General features: G+C 72.8%; 17 protein-coding genes and 1 pseudogene. 11 read left to right on the forward strand and 7 right to left on the reverse strand.

Translation table 11 applies throughout. The features are described 5' to 3' along the window. Positions 1 to 78 precede the first annotated feature (78 nt). The 3 genes from Saso_RS20450 to Saso_RS20460 all read left to right on the forward strand — a co-directional run bounded on the left by Saso_RS20450 (position 79) and on the right by Saso_RS20460 (position 3,908). On the forward strand, positions 79 to 1,308 hold the full coding sequence (locus tag Saso_RS20450) for an FG-GAP-like repeat-containing protein (protein WP_189926973.1): 1,230 nt from the start codon (positions 79 to 81) through the stop codon (positions 1,306 to 1,308). Between the two features lie 189 nt (positions 1,309 to 1,497). Continuing rightward, positions 1,498 to 2,778, forward strand: a complete 1,281-nt coding sequence (locus tag Saso_RS20455) for an FG-GAP-like repeat-containing protein (RefSeq protein ID WP_189926972.1) — start codon at positions 1,498 to 1,500, stop codon at positions 2,776 to 2,778. 236 nt (positions 2,779 to 3,014) lie between these two features. Further along, complete coding sequence (locus Saso_RS20460; protein ID WP_372442477.1) at positions 3,015 to 3,908, forward strand: glycosyltransferase family 2 protein; 894 nt, start codon at positions 3,015 to 3,017, stop codon at positions 3,906 to 3,908. A gap of 17 nt (positions 3,909 to 3,925) precedes the next feature. Here the strand turns inward: Saso_RS20460 and Saso_RS20465 are convergent, their stop codons facing one another. Together Saso_RS20465 and Saso_RS20470 are read right to left on the reverse strand one after the other, a co-directional pair. After that, positions 3,926 to 5,680 (reverse strand): bifunctional 3'-5' exonuclease/DNA polymerase, encoded by a 1,755-nt coding sequence (locus Saso_RS20465; RefSeq protein WP_189926971.1) that lies wholly within the window; start codon positions 5,678 to 5,680, stop codon positions 3,926 to 3,928. A 146-nt stretch (positions 5,681 to 5,826) separates the two neighbouring features. After that, a complete protein-coding gene (locus tag Saso_RS20470) occupies positions 5,827 to 6,597 on the reverse strand; it encodes a Clp protease N-terminal domain-containing protein (protein WP_189926970.1) in 771 nt (256 codons plus the stop codon). 91 nt (positions 6,598 to 6,688) lie between these two features. Here Saso_RS20470 and Saso_RS20475 point away from each other — a divergent pair, with 91 nt between their 5' ends. After that, entirely contained in the window at positions 6,689 to 7,876 is a 1,188-nt protein-coding gene (locus tag Saso_RS20475; protein ID WP_189926969.1) for a DUF2786 domain-containing protein, read from the forward strand. A gap of 151 nt (positions 7,877 to 8,027) precedes the next feature. Here Saso_RS20475 and Saso_RS20480 read toward each other — a convergent pair whose 3' ends face one another. The 4 genes from Saso_RS20480 to rpmB form a co-directional block, all read right to left on the reverse strand. Further along, on the reverse strand, positions 8,028 to 8,567 hold the full coding sequence (locus Saso_RS20480) for a DUF4232 domain-containing protein (protein ID WP_189926968.1): 540 nt from the start codon (positions 8,565 to 8,567) through the stop codon (positions 8,028 to 8,030). Between the two features lie 119 nt (positions 8,568 to 8,686). Beyond that, positions 8,687 to 9,217 (reverse strand): hypothetical protein, encoded by a 531-nt coding sequence (locus Saso_RS20485; RefSeq protein ID WP_189926967.1) that lies wholly within the window; start codon positions 9,215 to 9,217, stop codon positions 8,687 to 8,689. Between the two features lie 320 nt (positions 9,218 to 9,537). Then, on the reverse strand, positions 9,538 to 9,843 hold the full coding sequence (gene rpsN / locus Saso_RS20490) for a 30S ribosomal protein S14 (protein ID WP_189926966.1): 306 nt from the start codon (positions 9,841 to 9,843) through the stop codon (positions 9,538 to 9,540). After that, positions 9,843 to 10,079: a 50S ribosomal protein L28 gene (rpmB, locus tag Saso_RS20495; protein WP_189926965.1), complete on the reverse strand. Its 237-nt coding sequence runs from the start codon at positions 10,077 to 10,079 to the stop codon at positions 9,843 to 9,845. Before rpmB ends, rpsN begins: the two co-directional genes overlap by 1 nt. A 74-nt stretch (positions 10,080 to 10,153) precedes the next feature. On the opposite strand from rpmB, the gene rpmG reads away from it, so the two are divergent. From rpmG to Saso_RS20520, 5 genes and pseudogenes are all read left to right on the forward strand, one after another. Further along, positions 10,154 to 10,318, forward strand: a complete 165-nt coding sequence (rpmG, locus tag Saso_RS20500; RefSeq protein ID WP_189926964.1) for a 50S ribosomal protein L33 — start codon at positions 10,154 to 10,156, stop codon at positions 10,316 to 10,318. A 9-nt stretch (positions 10,319 to 10,327) separates the two neighbouring features. After that, the gene (locus tag Saso_RS20505) at positions 10,328 to 10,591 is read left to right on the forward strand and encodes a type B 50S ribosomal protein L31 (RefSeq protein WP_189926963.1); all 264 of its coding nucleotides are present in this window, start codon (positions 10,328 to 10,330) and stop codon (positions 10,589 to 10,591) included. Then, positions 10,588 to 11,864, forward strand: a pseudogene (locus Saso_RS20510) (CobW family GTP-binding protein). Before Saso_RS20505 ends, Saso_RS20510 begins: the two are co-directional and overlap by 4 nt. Before the next feature lie 3 nt (positions 11,865 to 11,867). Beyond that, positions 11,868 to 12,107 carry a 30S ribosomal protein S18 gene (gene rpsR / locus Saso_RS20515; protein ID WP_189926962.1) on the forward strand — a complete coding sequence of 80 codons (240 nt, stop codon included), beginning with the start codon at positions 11,868 to 11,870 and terminating at the stop codon, positions 12,105 to 12,107. 811 nt (positions 12,108 to 12,918) lie between these two features. Then, entirely contained in the window at positions 12,919 to 13,137 is a 219-nt protein-coding gene (locus Saso_RS20520) for a DUF397 domain-containing protein (protein ID WP_052183895.1), read from the forward strand. A gap of 128 nt (positions 13,138 to 13,265) precedes the next feature. Here the strand turns inward: Saso_RS20520 and Saso_RS20525 are convergent, their stop codons facing one another. Then, positions 13,266 to 13,772, reverse strand: a complete 507-nt coding sequence (locus Saso_RS20525; RefSeq protein ID WP_189926961.1) for an ATP-binding protein — start codon at positions 13,770 to 13,772, stop codon at positions 13,266 to 13,268. A gap of 353 nt (positions 13,773 to 14,125) precedes the next feature. Between Saso_RS20525 and Saso_RS20530 the strand changes: the two genes are divergently transcribed. Then, entirely contained in the window at positions 14,126 to 14,950 is an 825-nt protein-coding gene (locus tag Saso_RS20530; RefSeq protein ID WP_189927103.1) for a helix-turn-helix domain-containing protein, read from the forward strand. A 123-nt stretch (positions 14,951 to 15,073) separates the two neighbouring features. Continuing rightward, positions 15,074 to 16,534 (forward strand): aldehyde dehydrogenase family protein, encoded by a 1,461-nt coding sequence (locus Saso_RS20535; RefSeq protein WP_189926960.1) that lies wholly within the window; start codon positions 15,074 to 15,076, stop codon positions 16,532 to 16,534. Positions 16,535 to 16,596 lie beyond the last annotated feature (62 nt).

A 16,596-nucleotide genomic window follows, 5' to 3' on the forward strand; every position in this document is an offset into this window, starting at 1 on the left:
TATCATGCACACAACATTCACGTGTCGGAGGCCTGCGCGCAGGCGCGCCCCGGCACAGCGCACCCCGGGGGAAACTGAGTGCGTCCGACTTTCTCGCGTGCCTTTCGTGCTGTCCTGACGGCCGGTGCCGCGGCCGGGATCATCGCGACCGCCGTCTCCGCGCCCGCCCAGGCCGCGAGCGGCTACGACCGTTGCCCATGGGGCAGCCTCTGCGTCTTCAGTGATCCGGTGGGCAAGGGGCAGATGCTGGTCGTCAAGGGCAGCTTGCTGAACCTCGGCGCGTGGGACAACCGCATCAGCTCCTACGCCAACTACACCGACTGGGCCGTGTGCTTCACGCTCGCCGCCGGGCTCGACCCGCGCGAGGGCGGCACCCACTTCTACCCGGGGCACGGCTCCTTCGACGAGAGCGCGACGCCCGAGCTCGACAACGCGGTCAGCTCGCTCGACCTGGGGCCCGAGGCGGACCGGTTCTGCGCGGGGGAGAGCCGGTACCCGATGTACCAGTGGGACAGCGAGCCCAAGCCCCGGCCGGCCGCGCTGCCCGAGCACGGGGCCTTCGGCGATGTGAACGGCGACGGGTACGCCGACTTCCTGTCCCGGAACAAGTACGGGCAGCTGTGGACCTCCCACGCGCACAGCAGCCAGGGCACCACCAGGCTCGTCGGCAGCGGCTGGAACGCCATGACGCAACTGGTCCGGCACGGCGACTACGACGGGGACGTCAAGGAGGACCTGTTCGCCCGTGACAAGTCCGGGGTGCTGTGGTTCTACCCCGGCCGGGGCGACGGGACGACCGGCACGCGCGTGCGGGTCGGCGGCGGCTGGAACACCATGCGCGACCTCGCGGCCGCCGGTGATCTGACGGGCGACGGCCGGGCCGATCTGCTCGCCGCCGACCGTACGGGCACCCTGTGGACGTATCCGGGCGACGGCAAGGGTTCCTTCGGCAGCCGCAAGAAGGTCGGCGGTGGCTGGAAGGCCATGAACGAACTCGTCGGCGCGGGCGACATGAACAGCGACAGGCGCGCCGACCTCGTGGCCCGCGACACCGCCGGGAAGCTCTGGTTCTACCCCGGCAACGGCACGGGCGGCTTCGGCGCCCGCACCCTCGTCGGCGCCGGCTGGAACAGGTTCACCGAGCTGGCCGGCCTCGGCGACACCACCGGCGACGGGCGACCGGACCTGATCGCGCACGACCCGCGCGAGACCTCGCTGCGCGTCTATCCCGGAACCGGCGCGGCGGGCGGAGGCCTGAAGGCCGCGAAGGTCTTCGGCAACCTGCAATCGGGCGTCCTGGTCTTCTGACCCGCTGCCCCCACGCCGGGCGTCGCGCTCCTGCGGCGGCACGTCGGGCGTCCTGCTCCTCCCCGTGGCCCTCGCTGCCGCTGCCGCTGCCGATACCGCGGTTGGCGCCGGGCCGCTTCCCACCTTCCTCCCGGCGGACCGGGCCCCGGACCTGCGGGCCCGGTCCGCCGGACCGAACGGAGACCGACCATGCTTCGCACCCTGCCGGGCCGCATCGCCCCTGGCGAACTCCCCACCCTCCGCCGCACCGCAGCCCGCCGCGCCCTCGGTGCCGTGGTGGCCGTCGCCGCGTCCCTGGCCACGGTGACCGGCACCGCCCCGCAGGCGGCGGCCGCGGACAACTCGGCCCGCTGCCCCTCGGGGAAGCTGTGCCTCTTCCAGTACGGCCAGTACAAGGGCGAGATGAAGATCGTCCCGTCGAGCCAGGCCACCCTGGGCGCCTTCGACAACAAGGCCTCGTCGCTGGTCAACAACAGCGGCAAGTGGGCGGTCGCGTACACCGGCGCCAAGTACACGGGCGGTGACTCGCTGCTCATCAGCCCGCACAACGGGGCCATCGAGCTCAGCGGCGGTGCCTTCGGCGGCACGTTCGACAACAAGATCAGCTCGATGCGGGTCGCCACCACCGAGTACGAGGCCGTCCAGGGCGTCCCCTGGATGGACTGGTACCGCCAGCCGGAGGAGAAGCGGCCCGAGGGGCTGCCCGACGCGGCGCGCTTCGGGGACCTGAACAACGACGGGCGCCCCGATCTCCTGGAGCGCGCGGCGGACGGCCGTCTGTGGTTCCTGTCGGGCATCGGCAACGCCGACGGGAGCACCAAGGGCAAGCTCGTCGGGAGCGGCTGGAACGCCATGACGCAGCTGGTCCGGCACGGCGACTACAACGGGGACGCCAAGGAGGACGTGTACGCCCGTGACAGGTCCGGCGTGCTGTGGTTCTACCCCGGGCGGGGCGACGGCGCCTTCGGGGCGCGGAAGAAGGTCGGCGGCGGCTGGAACGGCATGCGCGAGATCAGTGCGGCCGGGGACCTGAGCGGTGACGGCCGCAGGGATCTGCTGGCCCGCGACACCGCCGGGAAGCTCTGGCTGTACCCGGGCAAGGGCAACGGCGTCTTCGGCGCGCGCAAGCTCGCCGGCAGCGGCTGGAACGCCCTGAACCAGATGGTCTCGCCGGGCGACATGAACGGCGACGGCAAGTCCGACCTGCTGGCCCGCGACGGATCCCGTGCGCTGTGGCTGTACGCGGGCAACGGCAGGGGCGGCTTCACTCCGCGCAAGAAGCTGCCCTACGCCTGGCCCAGCGACGAGCCGGTGATCGCGACGGGCGATGTGAACGGCGACGGACTCTCCGACCTCCTGCGTCCCATCGACTACCAGGCGTTCGTCTACTACGGCACCGGCAGGGGCTCCGTCGGCGGCCCGAACGCCGACATGCTCTGGGACACCGCACCCGGCGTCCGCGTCTTCTGACGCGGCGGGGCAGGGCGGGGCCGGCCGGGTCGTCCCCGGACCTCCCGGCCGGCGTCAGGACCGCTCCGGGCAGGACCGGCTTACGCTCAACCGGCATAAAAGGGAAGCAAAATGAGGTCGCGTCGGAGCAACGCCCGCACCTGCGGCAACATCTAGGTGAACGACGGGCCCGCGCTCGCACGGACGCGGTCGTGTCGAGGGCCGGACGGAGTGAGGACGTGGTGGACGTGGGCGCTGTGGTGGAGCCGAGGATCGCCGTTGCCGTGGTGACCATGGGCAACCGGCCCGCCGAGGTGGACGCGCTGCTGGAGTCGGTGGCCAAGCAGGACCTGGCCCCCGCCCGCATCGTGATCATCGGCAACGGCTGCGAGCTGCCCGAATTCGCCCGCCGCCTCTCCCTGCCCGGGGAGGTCACCACCATCGACGTCGAGGAGAACCTCGGCTGCCCCGGCGGCCGCAACGTCGGCCTCGCCCGCCTCCGCGAGTTCGGGGACGTGGACGTCGTGGTCGAGCTCGACGACGACGGGCTCCTCGTCGACGCGGACGTACTGCGCCGCGTACGCGACCTGTACGCCGCCGACCCGGGCCTCGGCATCGTCGGGTTCCGTATCGCCGACGAGAACGGCGAGACCCAGCGCCGGCACGTGCCGCGCGTCGGCGCCTCGGACCCCATGCAGGGCGGCTACGTCACCGGATTCCTCGGCGGCGGCCACGCCCTGAGCATGGCCATGCTGGACGAGACCGGCGACTGGCCCGCGGAGTTCTTCTTCGCACACGAGGAGACCGACCTCGCCTGGCGGGCCGCCGACGCCGGCTGGAAGATCCTCTACGCGCCCGAACTGCTGCTCCAGCACCCCAAGACCTCGCCCGCCCGGCACGCGATATACCACCGCGTCACGGCCCGTAACCGGGTCTGGCTGGTCCGGCGCAACCTTCCGCTGCCCCTCGTCCCCGTCCACCTGGGCGTCTGGATCGCCGTCACCCTGCTGCGCACCCGCTCGCTCGGCGGGCTCAAGGCCTGGTTCGGCGGCTTCGCGGAGGGCGTGCGCAAGCCCGCCGGGCACCGCCGGCCCATGAAGTGGCGGACGGTGTGGCGGCTGACGCGTCTCGGCAGGCCCCCGGTCGTCTGACCCGCCCCCGCCGCACCTCACTTGGCGTCGGCGTAGCACTCGACCACCGCCGTCGTGAACGGGAACCGCACCGGCGTCCGCCCGAACGTCAGCCGCCCCGCCAGGGCGGCCGCCTCCCGGATCGCGGCGACGACCGCCTCGGCCTCCTCCTGCGGACAGTGCACGATCACCTCGTCGTGCTGGAAGAAGACCAGCTCGGCGGCCATCCCGGCACACGCGCGCCGCAACCCGGCGAGCAGCAGCAGCGCCCAGTCGGCGGCGCTGCCCTGGACGACGAAGTTGCGGGCGAAGCGGCCCCGCGCGCGTGCGTCGGTCGAGGCGTATCCCGGCACCCACGGCCGGTCGTCGGGGGACTCGTCCTCGCCGGTGGCGCCCGGACCACCGGCGCGGCCGCTCCCTCGGGCACCCGCCGGGCCACCCGGGTCGATGGGGATGCCGGCCTCTTCCGTGCCCTCGTCGCCCGCTCCGGTGGCGGGCGGGCAGGTCCGGCCGAGCCAGGTCCGTACGAGCCGGCCCTCCTCGCCGGCGCGGGCGGCCTCGTCGACGTACGCCACCGCGCGCGGGAAACGGCGGCGCAGCGCGGCGAGGTTCTTCAGGCCGTCGCCGGAGGTCTGGCCGTAGACGGCGCCGAGGACGGCGAGCTTCGCCTGGGCGCGGTCGCCGGCGAACGCCCGCTCGGAGACCGCCTGGTAGAGGTCGCCCTCCCGGCCGGCGACCTCCATCAGGCCGGGGTCGCGGGAGATCGCCGCCAGCACGCGGGGCTCCATCTGGTCGGCGTCGGCGACCACGAGCCGCCAGCCCGGATCGGCGACCACGGCCCGCCGGATGACCTTGGGGATCTGGAGGGCGCCCCCGCCGTTGGTCACCCAGCGCCCGGTGACCGTGCCGTGCGCGAGGAACTCCGGCCGGAACCGCCCGTCCCGCACCCAGTCCTGGAGCCAGGACCAGCCGTGGGCCACCCAGATGCGGTAGAGCTTCTTGTACTCGATCAGCGGCTTCACGGCCGGGTGGTCGAGGGACTCGATCTCCCAGCGCCTGGTGGACCTGACCCGGATGCCGGCCTGCGCGAAGGCCTTGACCACGTCGGCGGGCAGGTCGGGGCGGACCCGGCGGCCGAAGGCGGCGGACACCTCGTCGGCCAGCTCGGCCAGCCGCCGGGGCTCGCCACCGCCCGCGTACCGCTCGCCGAGCAGGTCCCGCAGGACCGCGCGGTGCACGTCCGCGCTCCACGGCAACCCGGCCCGGTTCATCTCGGCGGCCACCAGCATGCCCGCCGACTCGGCCGCCGTCAGCAGCCGCATCCGCTCCGGGTGTTCGGTCCGCTCGTGGCGCAGCTGCTGGTCGGCGTAGACGGCGAGGAGGTCTTCGAGGGGCAGCCGGACCGCGGTCTCCTGCGCCTCGAACAGCGACGACTGCGCACCGGGGGCGGCGGAGCGCTGCGGCGGGTCCGCCGGTACCGGGCCGCCGCGCAGCCTGGCCAGCGCGGCGGCCGCCGAGCGGGGCTCGCCGGACCGCCCCTCGTGACCCAGCAGGAGGGTCTCGGCGTCCTCGACGTCGTAGCACCGCTCCACTCGCACCCCCGTGGCGAGCAGGCGCGGATACACCTCGGCCGTGGAACGCCAGACCCAGCGGGTGACGTCGGGCCGCTCGCGCACGGCCCGCGCCAGGTCCGCCTCCCGCAGCACCGGCCCCGCGGGCAGACCGCCCGGACCGAGGGGGGCGAGCTCCACGCCGCCGTCCTCGGCCGGAGCGAGCGCCCACCGATCGGCCATGCTGCGAGTGTGGCAGGAGGGTCTGACAACAGCCCGCCGTCGGCAGGCAGGGCCCCGGCTGCCGCCTCCGGCGCCTGCTCCCGGTCCCGCGCCTGCTCCCGGTCCCGCGCCTGCTCCCGGTCCTGTGCCTGCTCCCAGTCCCGCGCCTACTCCCGCCCCGGTGCTTCCTCCTGGCCGGGGGCCTGTTCCTGTCCCAGCTGGTTCGCGATCACGGCCAGGGCCTTCGCCACGTACCGCTCGGTGCCGGGCTTGTCGATGCCGAGGCCGCTGAGGACGCCCTCGCCGTTCTCGAACTCCAGCAGCGCCAGCAGGATGTGCTCCGTGCCGATGTAGTTGTGGCCGAGGCGGAGCGCCTCGCGGAAGGTGAGCTCCAGGATCTTCTTCGCGTCCGTGCCGTACGGGACGAGCTCCGGCGCGTCCTCGACGGCCGGGGGGAGTACCGCGGTCGCGGCCTCGCGGACCGCTTCGAGGGAGACGCCCTGGTCCGCGATGGCCTTCGCGGCGAGGGCCTCCGGCTCGGCGAGGAGCCCGAGGACCAGGTGCGCGGGCAGGCCCTCGGCGTTGCCCGCGGCCTTGGACGCGCTGTGGGCGGCCATGACGACGCTGCGCGCGCGGGGGGTGTAGCGGCTGAAGCCCTGACTGGCGTCGAGGTCGGCGGACTCCTTCGGCACGAACCGCTTCTGGGCGGCCTGCCGGGTGACGCCCATGCTCCGGCCGATGTCGGTCCAGGAGGCGCCGGATCGACGGGCCTGGTCGACGAAGTGGCCGATGAGGTGGTCCGCCACGTCACCCAGGTGGTCGGCGGCGATGACGGCGTCCTGGAGCTGGTCCAGCGGCTCGTGGTGGACCTTCTTGATGGCGTCGATGAGGTCGTCGAGACGGACGGACGCGGTGGTCCCCGGTCGTGGATTCGTCATGTGTCAACCCTAGGTTGACAGTAAGAGGGTGTCAACCCGAGGTTGTCAGTCCGCCGGACCTCGGCATCCCGCCCCGTGACACGATCGAGCGGTGAGCAGCACCGACCACGGCACCGGCCCAGGCACCGGCCACGGCCACAGCACCCCCGGCGACGGCCCCGCCGGTACCGTCGAGCGCGCCTTGCGGGCCGCGCTCTACGACGCCGCCGACAGCGCACTCGACACCGGCGCGTCACTCCTCGCCGCGGACCCGGCCGCCGACGCCGAACTGGCCCGGCGCGGAGCGGAGTTCGTGGCCGCTGCCTGGCGGCGCGGCTGGCAGCCCGCCGACCTCGTACGGTGGGTGCGGCGCGAACTGGACGACGTCCACGTGGGCCTCGTGACGGCGCTGATCACCGCCCAGGCGCGCGACGACCGGGCACGCGGCCGGCGCTGGGCGGCCCAGCTCGCGGAGCTGGCCGGCGACAGCGGGGACCGGCCCGCCGGCGACCGCTTCTCGCAGGCCACCGCCCTGCTCGAGCTCTACCGGCTGCTGCTGCGGCTGCCGGCCCTCGAACCCCTGCGGGAGGAGGAGCCGCACCGCGAGGCCCGGCCGGGCGCCCACTCCCGCATGCTCACCCGCATCCGCGCGCTGCTCGCCAAGGCCGAGGCGACCGGGTTCCCGCAGGAGGCGGAGGCCCTGACCGCGAAGGCCCAGGAACTGATGGCCCGGCACAGCCTCGACGAGGCGCTGCTCGACGCCCAGGGGCCCGACCCGGACGCGCCCGGTGCCTGCCGGATCGGCGTCGAGCCGCCGTACGAGCAGGCCAAGGCGGTCCTTCTGGACGCCGTCGCCGGCGCCAACCACTGCCGGGCGGTGTGGAACGAGACCTTCGCCTTCTCCACCGTCGTCGGCTTCGAGGCGGACCTGGAGGCGGTGGAACTGCTCTACACGTCGCTGCTGGTGCAGGCGCAGTCCGCCATGGCGAAGGCCGAGGCGGCCCAGCGGGCCGGCGGCCGCCGACGGACCAAGACCTTCCGGCAGTCCTTCCTCGCCGCCTACGCCCACCGCATCGGCACCCGGCTCGGTGAGGTCACCGCCGCCGCCGAGACCGAGGCGACCGACGCCCTGCTGCCGGTGCTCGCCTCCCGCGAGGTCGCGGTCACCGCCGCCACGGACCGGATGTTCCCGCAGACGGTCTCCACCCGGCTGCGCGGGGTCACCGACGAGGCGGGCTGGACCGAGGGCGCCGAAGCGGCCGACCGGGCCCGGATGCGGTCCCGGCCCCCGCTGCCGTGACGCTCCCGCCCGCCGGGTCTTCCGTCCCGGCGGGGGCATCCCCGCCCGCCGGGTCCTCCCGGTCCGGCGGGGGGCTTGCGCGCAAAGACGGCGCGGCTCCCGCGCGCGGGACGTCCCGGGCGGTCCGGCCGTGGGGCGGGCGTCCGGTGGATCAGTCGCCCGCCGACTGGAACGCGCTGACCGTCGCGTCCGGCACCTTCTCGCTCTTGAGGCTGACATCGCCGTACGACCAGGGGAAGCTCTGGTCGGCGGAAGCGCCCGGCAGGCCGAACTTCACCGTCTTGACGGCGAGGCCCTTGTCACCGCCTTCCGCGGCCCGCACGTAGGTGATCGTGAAGGTGGCGGTGCCCTGCGCGGCGAGCGTCAGCTTCTGCGCCTCGGCGGCCTCGTCCTCGGCCACCTTCGCGGAGGTGCCGTCGGCGGCCAGCTCGACGGTGGGGAAACCGTCGAGGGTGCACTCCGCGCCCTTGTTGGTGAGCGTGACGGTGACGTTGCCGCTGTCGCCGGCGGAGGGCGCGGCGTTGGCGGCGACCTCCTGGCCGAGGTCGGCGGCGGCACAGGGGCCGCCCGCGGAGGCGGTGGTGCCGGCGCCCTTGCTCTCGTCGCCGGAGCCGCTGTCGTCCCCGCCGCCGCAGGCGGTGAGGAGCAGGGCCGCGGCGAGAGCGGTGACGGTGAGGGGAACAGCGCGCATGAATGATCCCTAGGGTTTCGTGACGGTGCTCGAAGGATCATCACGCACGCGCGCGTGCACCCGTCGCGCGCCCCCGCCCTCGTGACCGCCCCGTGGTGCCCGGAACCCCCGTCGGGGGACTATCCCAGGCCGGCCGTCGGCAGGCCCGACGGCCACTGGCCGCCCTCCGCCTTGGCGAACTCCTCCTTGCCGACCGCGCCCGACCACGTGACCTCGAGGGACTTCGCGTCGACGGAGCCGACCATGCCCGTCGTCCGGTCACCCTTCCCGCTGGTGCACTTGAGGTGGATCATCTGCATGCCCGCCTCCTCGCCCGCGGTGCCGCTGCACACGGCTCCGCCGGTCACGAAGAGGGCGGCCTGCTTCCCGGTGATGATCAGGGCGACGGCCTTGCCGTCCGTCGTGGCGAGCCAACTGCCCTCCAGCTCACCGGAGGCGGAGACGGAGGACGAGGCGGACTCCGTCGCCCCGCCCGCGGCGCCGCCGTCCGCGGTCGCCGTCGTCGACGGCGCGGAGGCGCCGTCGTCGGACCCTCCGCCGTCGCTGCACGCGGTCAGGACGAGCACGCCCGCCAGCGTGGCGGCCACGGCGGCGGCCGTGGACCGCACCGGCCGACGGGACGCGCCCCGCGAGAAGTTCGCCGAAGTCACTGCAAGCTCCCAAGCTGTAGCCGGACGGTCCGGTGGACCGGACGGACCATGAGGACCGTGCGCACCGTAAGGACCGCAGCAAGCTACCAGCAAGCCCGGGCAGAGCCCTGGGGACCGCCTGTGATCTCCCCGCGGCCGACGACCCGCCCGCCGGGAGCGGGCGGGAGGAGGGGGGGAGGGGCGACCGCGGCTTCACCGGAAGCGGCGCCGGGTGGCCGTTGTCCCCCCGGCCCGGGCGCGGGCGGCGGGCGACCGTCGCCCCCGGGGGCCGGGGCGCGCCCCGCCCCGGCCCCGCCCCCGCCCCGGATCCGGCGCAAGGCCTACCAGGAGGACTTCCGCACCCCCGGCAGGTGCCCGGCGTGGGCCTGTTCCCGCAGGCTCACCCGGGACAGCCCGAACGTCCGGAAATACCCGCGCGGCCGCCCGTCCACCTGGTCCCGGTTGCGCACGCGCGTGGCGCTCGCATCCCGCGGCTGACCGCTCAATTCGCGCCGCGCCGCTTCCCGTTCGGCCGCGGTCGACGACGGGCGCCGGATGATCTCCTTCAGCTCGGCCCGCCGTGCCGCGTACCGGGCGACGACCTCCCGCCGCCGGTCGTTCTTCGCGATCTTGCTCTTCTTCGCCATCAGACCCGCACCCCCCGCGCGCGGATGCGCGTCACGGCCGCCTCGACGCCGATCGCGTCGACGGTCCTGATCCCCTTGGTGCTCAGCCGCAGCCGTACGTGGCGGTTCTCGCTCGGCAGCCAGTAGCGCCGGGACTGGATGTTCGGGTCGAAGCGGCGCGAAGTGCGCCGGTGGGAACGGGAGATGCGGTTGCCGAAGCCCGGCTGGGCGCCGGTCAGCATGCAGTGCGCGGACACGGGTGACGTACCTCTCCTCGGTCGGTGCCAGGATCGATGATGCTAATGGAATTCATTTTCAGTAAGGTATCAGCATGGCACGCAACGAACTCCGCCCGGTCATCAAGCTCCGGTCCACGGTGGGGACGGGCTACACCTACGTGACCCGCAAGAACCGCCGCAACGACCCCGATCGCCTGACCCTGCGCAAGTACGACCCCGTCGTCGGCCGTCACGTCGACTTCCGAGAGGAGCGCTGAGACACCGTCATGCGCAAGGACATCCACCCGGCCTACGGTCCCGTCGTCTTCCGCGACCGTGCCGCGAACCACGCCTTCCTCACCCGCTCGACGCTGTCCGCCACGGCGGGCGGCAGGACCGTCGAGTGGGAGGACGGCAACACCTACCCCGTCGTCGACGTCGAGACGTCCGACGTCAGTCACCCCTTCTACACGGGCACCGCCCGCGTCCTGGACACCGCGGGCCGGGTCGAGCGCTTCGAGCGCCGCTACGGGAAGCGGGGCGGGGAGTGACTCTGCCGGTCGTGATCGTCGGCGGGCTGCACGCCGACGCCCGCCGCGCGACGGTCGCGCGTCTGCTCGCCGACGTCCCCGGCAGCGTCGTCCTCCACCACGACCTGTCGACGGCCGCGGCGGGCACGGTGGTCCGTACGGTCGCCGACGCCGGCGGGATCCTCTCCGCCGGCGAGGCGCCCCTGGTCGACGACTGTGCCTGCTGCGCCCTGCGCGAGGATCTCGTCCCCGAGCTGCGCCGCCTCGCCGACGACGGCACGACGCGCCTCGCGGTCGTCGAGCTGTGGGACTCCGTCGAGCCGAAGGCGATGGCCGAGGTCGTCGTGGCCGGCGGGCTGACGGTCACCGGCGTCGTCACCGCCGTCGATCCCGCGCTGGTCCTGCCCTGCCTCGGCAACGGCGACGACCTCGCCGAGTGCGGTCTCGCCGCGGCCGCCACCGACGCGCGCACCGTCGCCGACACCTTCGCCCGCAACTGGAGTACGCGCCCGTGCTGGCCGTCGTCGACTCGGACGAGGCCGACGAGCAGGACCGTGAACTGCTGGCGCAACTGCATCCCACAGCCCACCGGGTCCGGATCACGCCCGTCGGCCACCCGCCGTCCGCCACCGGTCACGGGAAGGCCGGGGCGGCGACCGGGGAGGCGGCCGGGGAGGCGGCCGGGGCCGGGCGGGCGGGCGATCCGGGACGGCCCGGCGCTCACCCGGGCGGGCCGGACGACCGTGCGGATGCACGATCGCCGCTGGTCCGGGCGGTGCTCGCCGGATTCGACGCGGGGTCGGCCGCGGCCGCTCAGCACCCGGCCTGCGCCCGGCTGCCCGCGCAGGCGGACGCGCACGGGGTGAGCACCTTCGTCTGGCGCCGGCGCCGGCCGTTCCATCCGGAGCGGCTGTACGCGGCGCTCGAGGACCTGACCTGCGCCGCCGCTCGCAGCCGGGGGCGGTTCTGGCTCGCTGACAAACCCGACGTCCTGCTCCACTGGGACGCGGCCGGGGGAGCCCTGTGCGTGGAGTCGGCGGGACCGTGGCTCGCGTCCCTGCCCGACGCGGCCTGGGACCTGCTGCCCGCGGTGCGCCGCGCCGCCGCCGCGCTGGACTGGCATCCCGAGCACGGCGACCGCTGCCAGCACCTCGTCTTCACGTCCCCGGGGCTCGACCACGACGGCCTGGCGCGCCTTCTGGAGTCCTGTCTGCTCACCGACGCCGAGTACGCCGCGGGCCGCGCCGCCTGGAAACGGCTGCCGCCCGCCTTCGACACCCTCCTGGAGGTCTGATCCATGCCCCGTAAGACCGAGCGCAGGCCTGCCGCGGCCCGCCCCGACCCCCTCGACCGCGCCGGGATCACGTACATCGACTACAAGGACACCGACCTGCTCCGGCGGTTCCTCTCCGACCGGGGCAAGATCCGCAGCCGCCGGGTCACCCGCGTCTCCGCCCGGCAGCAACGCCTCCTGGCCCGGGCGGTCAAGAACGCCCGGGAAATGGCCCTCCTCCCGACGGCCCCCACCCCCCGCTGACCTGGGGTGGGGGGCACGCCCCCGCCCCGGGCCCGATCGTGCCTGTCCTGTACGCGCCCCTGCGTCCACCCGTGCGCCGCTCCCGCGCCACATCGGCCGTACTGTGTCACCCCGCGTGCGCAGTACGGCCGCACCTGCATCCGCATCAGTGAACATGGCCCGTACGTCTACGACCCCTGGACCGGTGGCCCGTCCCGTGATCCGACAGCGGGACGACACGCTCCTCCCGCGCACGAGGAACGCCGACCGCGGGGGAGCGGACCCGGACGGACATGCACCGACGGTTCCGGGGTAGGCGCCGTGAGGACGGAGGCGGACTCGGCCGCCTCGTCGACGGGTTCCCCGGCCCCCGCCCGCCGGGCGCGCAGTCGATTCCGCGGACGCCGTCCGCCGCGTCGAGCGGACGACGGGCCTCCGCCGGAACCCCGCCTACCGGCACGGCGCGTACGGCGCGGACGACCTCCCCGCGACCGGTCCGGTCGGAAGTCCGATGGCGACCGGACGGAACAGGAAGGCCGTGCCGCGCGTCTGTTCCTAATGCACCGTTGGTTCGATCCGGACGACTTTCCCGCGCACCCCGCCGTCGACAGGCGGGCCGCACGCCGGGGCAGGTCACCGGGTAAAGCGGGCGTCAAAGCTGTAACCGCTCAGGCACCCCGCGTGCACGTGCATCTGCTCATGCGGCTGCATGTGAACGGGGTTATGATCCGGGACAGTTGACCACGGCACCAATGGCCACACGAGCCAGTGCACCACCAGGGAGCGACCTGTGGACCACCACGTTGACGGGGGGCACGACGTGTACAACGGCATGACGGCCACACAGCTGTACGGGGTTGCCTGGCAGAAGAGCCGGCACAGCAACTCGCAGGGTTCCTGCGTGGAGTTCGCGCGGCTGCCGGGCGGTGACGTGGCGGTGCGCAACTCGCGCTTCCCGGACGGTCCGGCGCTCGTCTACACCCGCGCGGAGATCGAGGCGATGCTGCTCGGCATCAAGGACGGCGAGTTCGACCACCTGATCGCGAGCTGACGCACCGGCGCACGCGGTCCCGGGTCCTCCCGGAGTCTCACCGCACCCCCACCGCTCTCTCGGAGACGACGGGGGAGAGCATTCCGCAACGCGCGTAGAACCGCGGCGTCAGAACACGCCGCGGTTCGTCACTCGGCAGGGGTGTGCAGCCGGAAGAGCGCCCACACGACCTTGCCGCCGAGGCTTCCGGACAGCGGGTGCCAGCCCCAGCTGTCGGCGAAGGAGTCGACGAGGAACAGGCCGCGGCCCGACTCCGCCGAGAAGTCCTCGCTCTCGCGCGGCAGCGGACTCTCCCGGCTGGGGTCGCGTACGGCGCACACGAGCCGTTCGGTCCAGCGCATCAGGTGCAGGCGCACGGGCGGATGCTGCCGGTCCGAGGGGTGCGGGACGTCGTCGGAGGACACCCCGTGTCTGAGCGCGTTGGTCACCAGCTCCGACACGACCAGACAGATGTCGTCGAAACGGTCGCCGACGTCCCACTGGCCGAGGGTTCTCCTGGTGAACTGCCGTGCCTCGCGCACCGCTTCGAAGCGGGCGGGCAGAGCGCACGAGGCGGCGTTGGACACGGCCGCGGGATCAAGCGGCGGAAGGCCCTGCCGTAACGGCTCGAGCATGGTCGATCCATTCGTCCCCATGCGAGGCACTCCCGGGATTCGCGGTCGTTGCGATGCAGCGGTGGCGCGAGACCATGGTTTCCGATGCGCACTGCGGATGCAAGGGCAGATGCACGTGCACGTGACCGAAATGGACCCGCCCGTACCGCTTCTTGGCCATTTTTTCCGCCAACTTCCCGCCCATCAAGGGCACTTCTCTTGCATTCTCCTCACTGTTCCCGCGCATCCCGCTGTACGTATCCTTTGACTTCTTTCCATCTCTGTAATCGGACGAGTACTGCTCGAAGTGTTTTAGTGGCAGACTGCGGCCCCTAAGACGGCTGGGGAGGCTGGCGAACGTGAGCGCGGGAGAGCCCGGATCGGTGGTGCGGCGGATGCTGCTCGGTTCGCAACTACGGCGACTGCGGGAAGCCCGCGGCATCACCCGCGAGGCGGCGGGATACTCCATCAGGGCGTCGGAGTCGAAGATCAGCCGGATGGAACTCGGCCGGGTGAGCTTCAAGACCCGTGACGTGGAAGACCTGCTGACCCTGTACGGGATCATGGACGACACCGAGCGCCAGGCGCTCGTCGGCCTCGCCCGTGAGGCCAACGTGGCCGGCTGGTGGCACAGCTACTCGGACGTCCTGCCCAACTGGTTCCCCACCTACGTCGGCCTGGAGGGCGCGGCCGCGCTGATCCGGGCGTACGAGGTCCAGTTCGTGCACGGACTGCTCCAGACCGAGGCGTACGCCCACGCGGTCGTCAGCCGGGGCATGAAGGGGGCGAACGCGGCCGACATCGACCGGCGGGTGGCACTGCGGCTGGAGCGGCAGAAGTACCTCGTCGCGGAGAACGCCCCCGACGTCCACATCGTCCTCGACGAGGCGGCCCTGCGCCGGCCGTACGGCGACCGCGAGGTCATGCGGGGGCAGTTGCAGCACCTGATCGAGATCTCGGAGCGCCCCAACGTGCGGCTCCAGGTCATGCCGTTCAGCTTCGGCGGGCACTCCGGCGAGTCCGGCGCGTTCACCATCCTGAGCTTCCCGGAGTCCGACCTCCAGGACGTCGTCTATCTGGAGCAGCTCACCAGCGCCCTCTACCTCGACAAGCGCGAGGACGTCGCCCAGTACGAGAACGCGCTGAAGGAACTCCAGCAGGACAGCCCCGGCCCGGACGAGAGCCGCGACCTGCTCCGAGGCCTGATCCAGCTCTCGTAGGGATTTCCCTCGCGCACCAGCGGTATCGGCCCCAACTCCCTTGAAACCACCGTACGATGACGTGTGATCAGATCGTGATGCCGATCGATCGCAGCCGATCGCAGCAGGGGATTGAGGGATCACATGTCGTCCTACTTCACTGACCTGGCCCAGCAGTACATCGACGGTAAGTGGCGCCCGGGGACGGGGTCCTGGGACATCATCGACTTCAACCCCTACGACGGCGAGAAGCTGGCCTCGATCACCATAGCCACGGTCGAGGAGGTCGACGACGCCTACCGCGCGGCCGCCCGGGTCCAGAAGCAGTGGGCCGCGACCAACGCCTACGCGCGCCGTTCGGTCTTCGAGAAGGTGCTGCGGCTGGTCGAGGAGCGCGAGGCGGAGATCAGCGAGATCCTCGTCGCCGAGGCCGGCGGAACCTTCGGCAAGGCCGCGTTCGAGCTGCACCTCGCCAAGGAGTTCCTGCGCGAGTCGATCCACCTGTCGCTGCGCCCCGAGGGCCGCATCCTCCCCTCGCCGATCGACGGCAAGGAGAACCGCGTCTATCGGGAGCCGGTCGGCGTCGTGGGCGTGATCAGCCCCTTCAACGTGCCCTTCCTGCTGTCCCTGAAGTCCGTGGCCCCCGCGCTGGCCCTCGGCAACGGCGTGGTCCTCAAGCCGCACCAGAACACCCCGATCGCCGGCGGCACCGTGATCGCCAAGCTCTTCGAGGACGCCGGTCTGCCCCCGGGCCTGCTGAACGTCGTCGTGACCGACATCGCGGAGATCGGCGACGCCTTCCTGGAGCACCCCGTCCCGCGGGTCATCTCCTTCACCGGCTCCGACAAGGTCGGCCGCCATGTGGCCACCGTCGCCGCCTCGCACTTCAAGCGCTCGATCATCGAGCTCGGCGGCAACAGCGCGTTCGTCGTCCTCGACGACGCCGATGTCGACTACGCCGTCGACGCGGCCGTCTTCAGCCGCTTCGTCCACCAGGGCCAGGTCTGCATGGCCGCCAACCGCATCCTGGTCGACCGCTCGCTCGCCGACGAGTTCACCGAGAAGTTCGTCGCCAAGGTGCGCACGCTCAAGGCCGGCGACCCGCGCGACCCGCAGACCGCCATCGGCCCGGTGATCAACTCCCAGCAGGCGGAGGCCGTGACCGGCGCCGTCGAGCAGGCCATCGCCGAGGGCGCGACCGCCCTGCTGCACGGCACGACCACCGACAACCTCGTCGAGCCCTCCGTGCTGGCCGGCCTGCCCACCGACTCCCCGCTGCTCCAGCAGGAGGTCTTCGGACCGGTGGCCTTCATCAACACCTTCGACGGCGAGGAGGAGGCGCTCCGCATCGCCAACGACACGCCGTACGGTCTCAGCGGCGCCGTCCACACCGCCGACGTCGAGCGCGGCGTGGCCTTCGCCAAGCAGATCGTCACCGGCATGTTCCACGTCAACGACGCCACCGTCCACGACGAGCCGATCGTCCCCTTCGGCGGCGAGAAGAACTCCGGAGTCGGCCGTCTCAACGGCGAGACGACGCTGGAGGCCTTCACCACCACCAAGTGGATCTCGGTCCAGCACGGCCGCAGCGGCTTCCCGTTCTGAGCCGTCCGACGCCCTGAGGGGCGTCGTCCGGCGCCGCCGGCGGACCCGGACCCGGGCACCTG

The sequence above is a fragment of the Streptomyces asoensis genome (assembly GCF_016860545.1).
Lineage (GTDB): Bacteria > Actinomycetota > Actinomycetes > Streptomycetales > Streptomycetaceae > Streptomyces > Streptomyces asoensis.

Bases quoted from the DNA above. Each gene is read 5' to 3' on its own strand.
- Saso_RS20455 (WP_189926972.1), top strand. From the start codon at position 1,498: ATGCTTCGCACCCTGCCGGGCCGCATCGCCCCTGGCGAACTCCCCACC.
- Saso_RS20465 (WP_189926971.1), bottom strand. From the start codon at position 5,680: ATGGCCGATCGGTGGGCGCTCGCTCCGGCCGAGGACGGCGGCGTGGAG.
- Saso_RS20470 (WP_189926970.1), bottom strand. From the start codon at position 6,597: ATGACGAATCCACGACCGGGGACCACCGCGTCCGTCCGTCTCGACGAC.
- Saso_RS20480 (WP_189926968.1), bottom strand. From the start codon at position 8,567: ATGCGCGCTGTTCCCCTCACCGTCACCGCTCTCGCCGCGGCCCTGCTC.
- rpsN (WP_189926966.1), bottom strand. From the start codon at position 9,843: ATGGCGAAGAAGAGCAAGATCGCGAAGAACGACCGGCGGCGGGAGGTC.
- rpmG (WP_189926964.1), top strand. From the start codon at position 10,154: ATGGCACGCAACGAACTCCGCCCGGTCATCAAGCTCCGGTCCACGGTG.
- Saso_RS20505 (WP_189926963.1), top strand. From the start codon at position 10,328: ATGCGCAAGGACATCCACCCGGCCTACGGTCCCGTCGTCTTCCGCGAC.
- rpsR (WP_189926962.1), top strand. From the start codon at position 11,868: ATGCCCCGTAAGACCGAGCGCAGGCCTGCCGCGGCCCGCCCCGACCCC.
- Saso_RS20520 (WP_052183895.1), top strand. From the start codon at position 12,919: ATGACGGCCACACAGCTGTACGGGGTTGCCTGGCAGAAGAGCCGGCAC.
- Saso_RS20525 (WP_189926961.1), bottom strand. From the start codon at position 13,772: ATGGGGACGAATGGATCGACCATGCTCGAGCCGTTACGGCAGGGCCTT.
- Saso_RS20530 (WP_189927103.1), top strand. From the start codon at position 14,126: ATGCTGCTCGGTTCGCAACTACGGCGACTGCGGGAAGCCCGCGGCATC.
- Saso_RS20535 (WP_189926960.1), top strand. From the start codon at position 15,074: ATGTCGTCCTACTTCACTGACCTGGCCCAGCAGTACATCGACGGTAAG.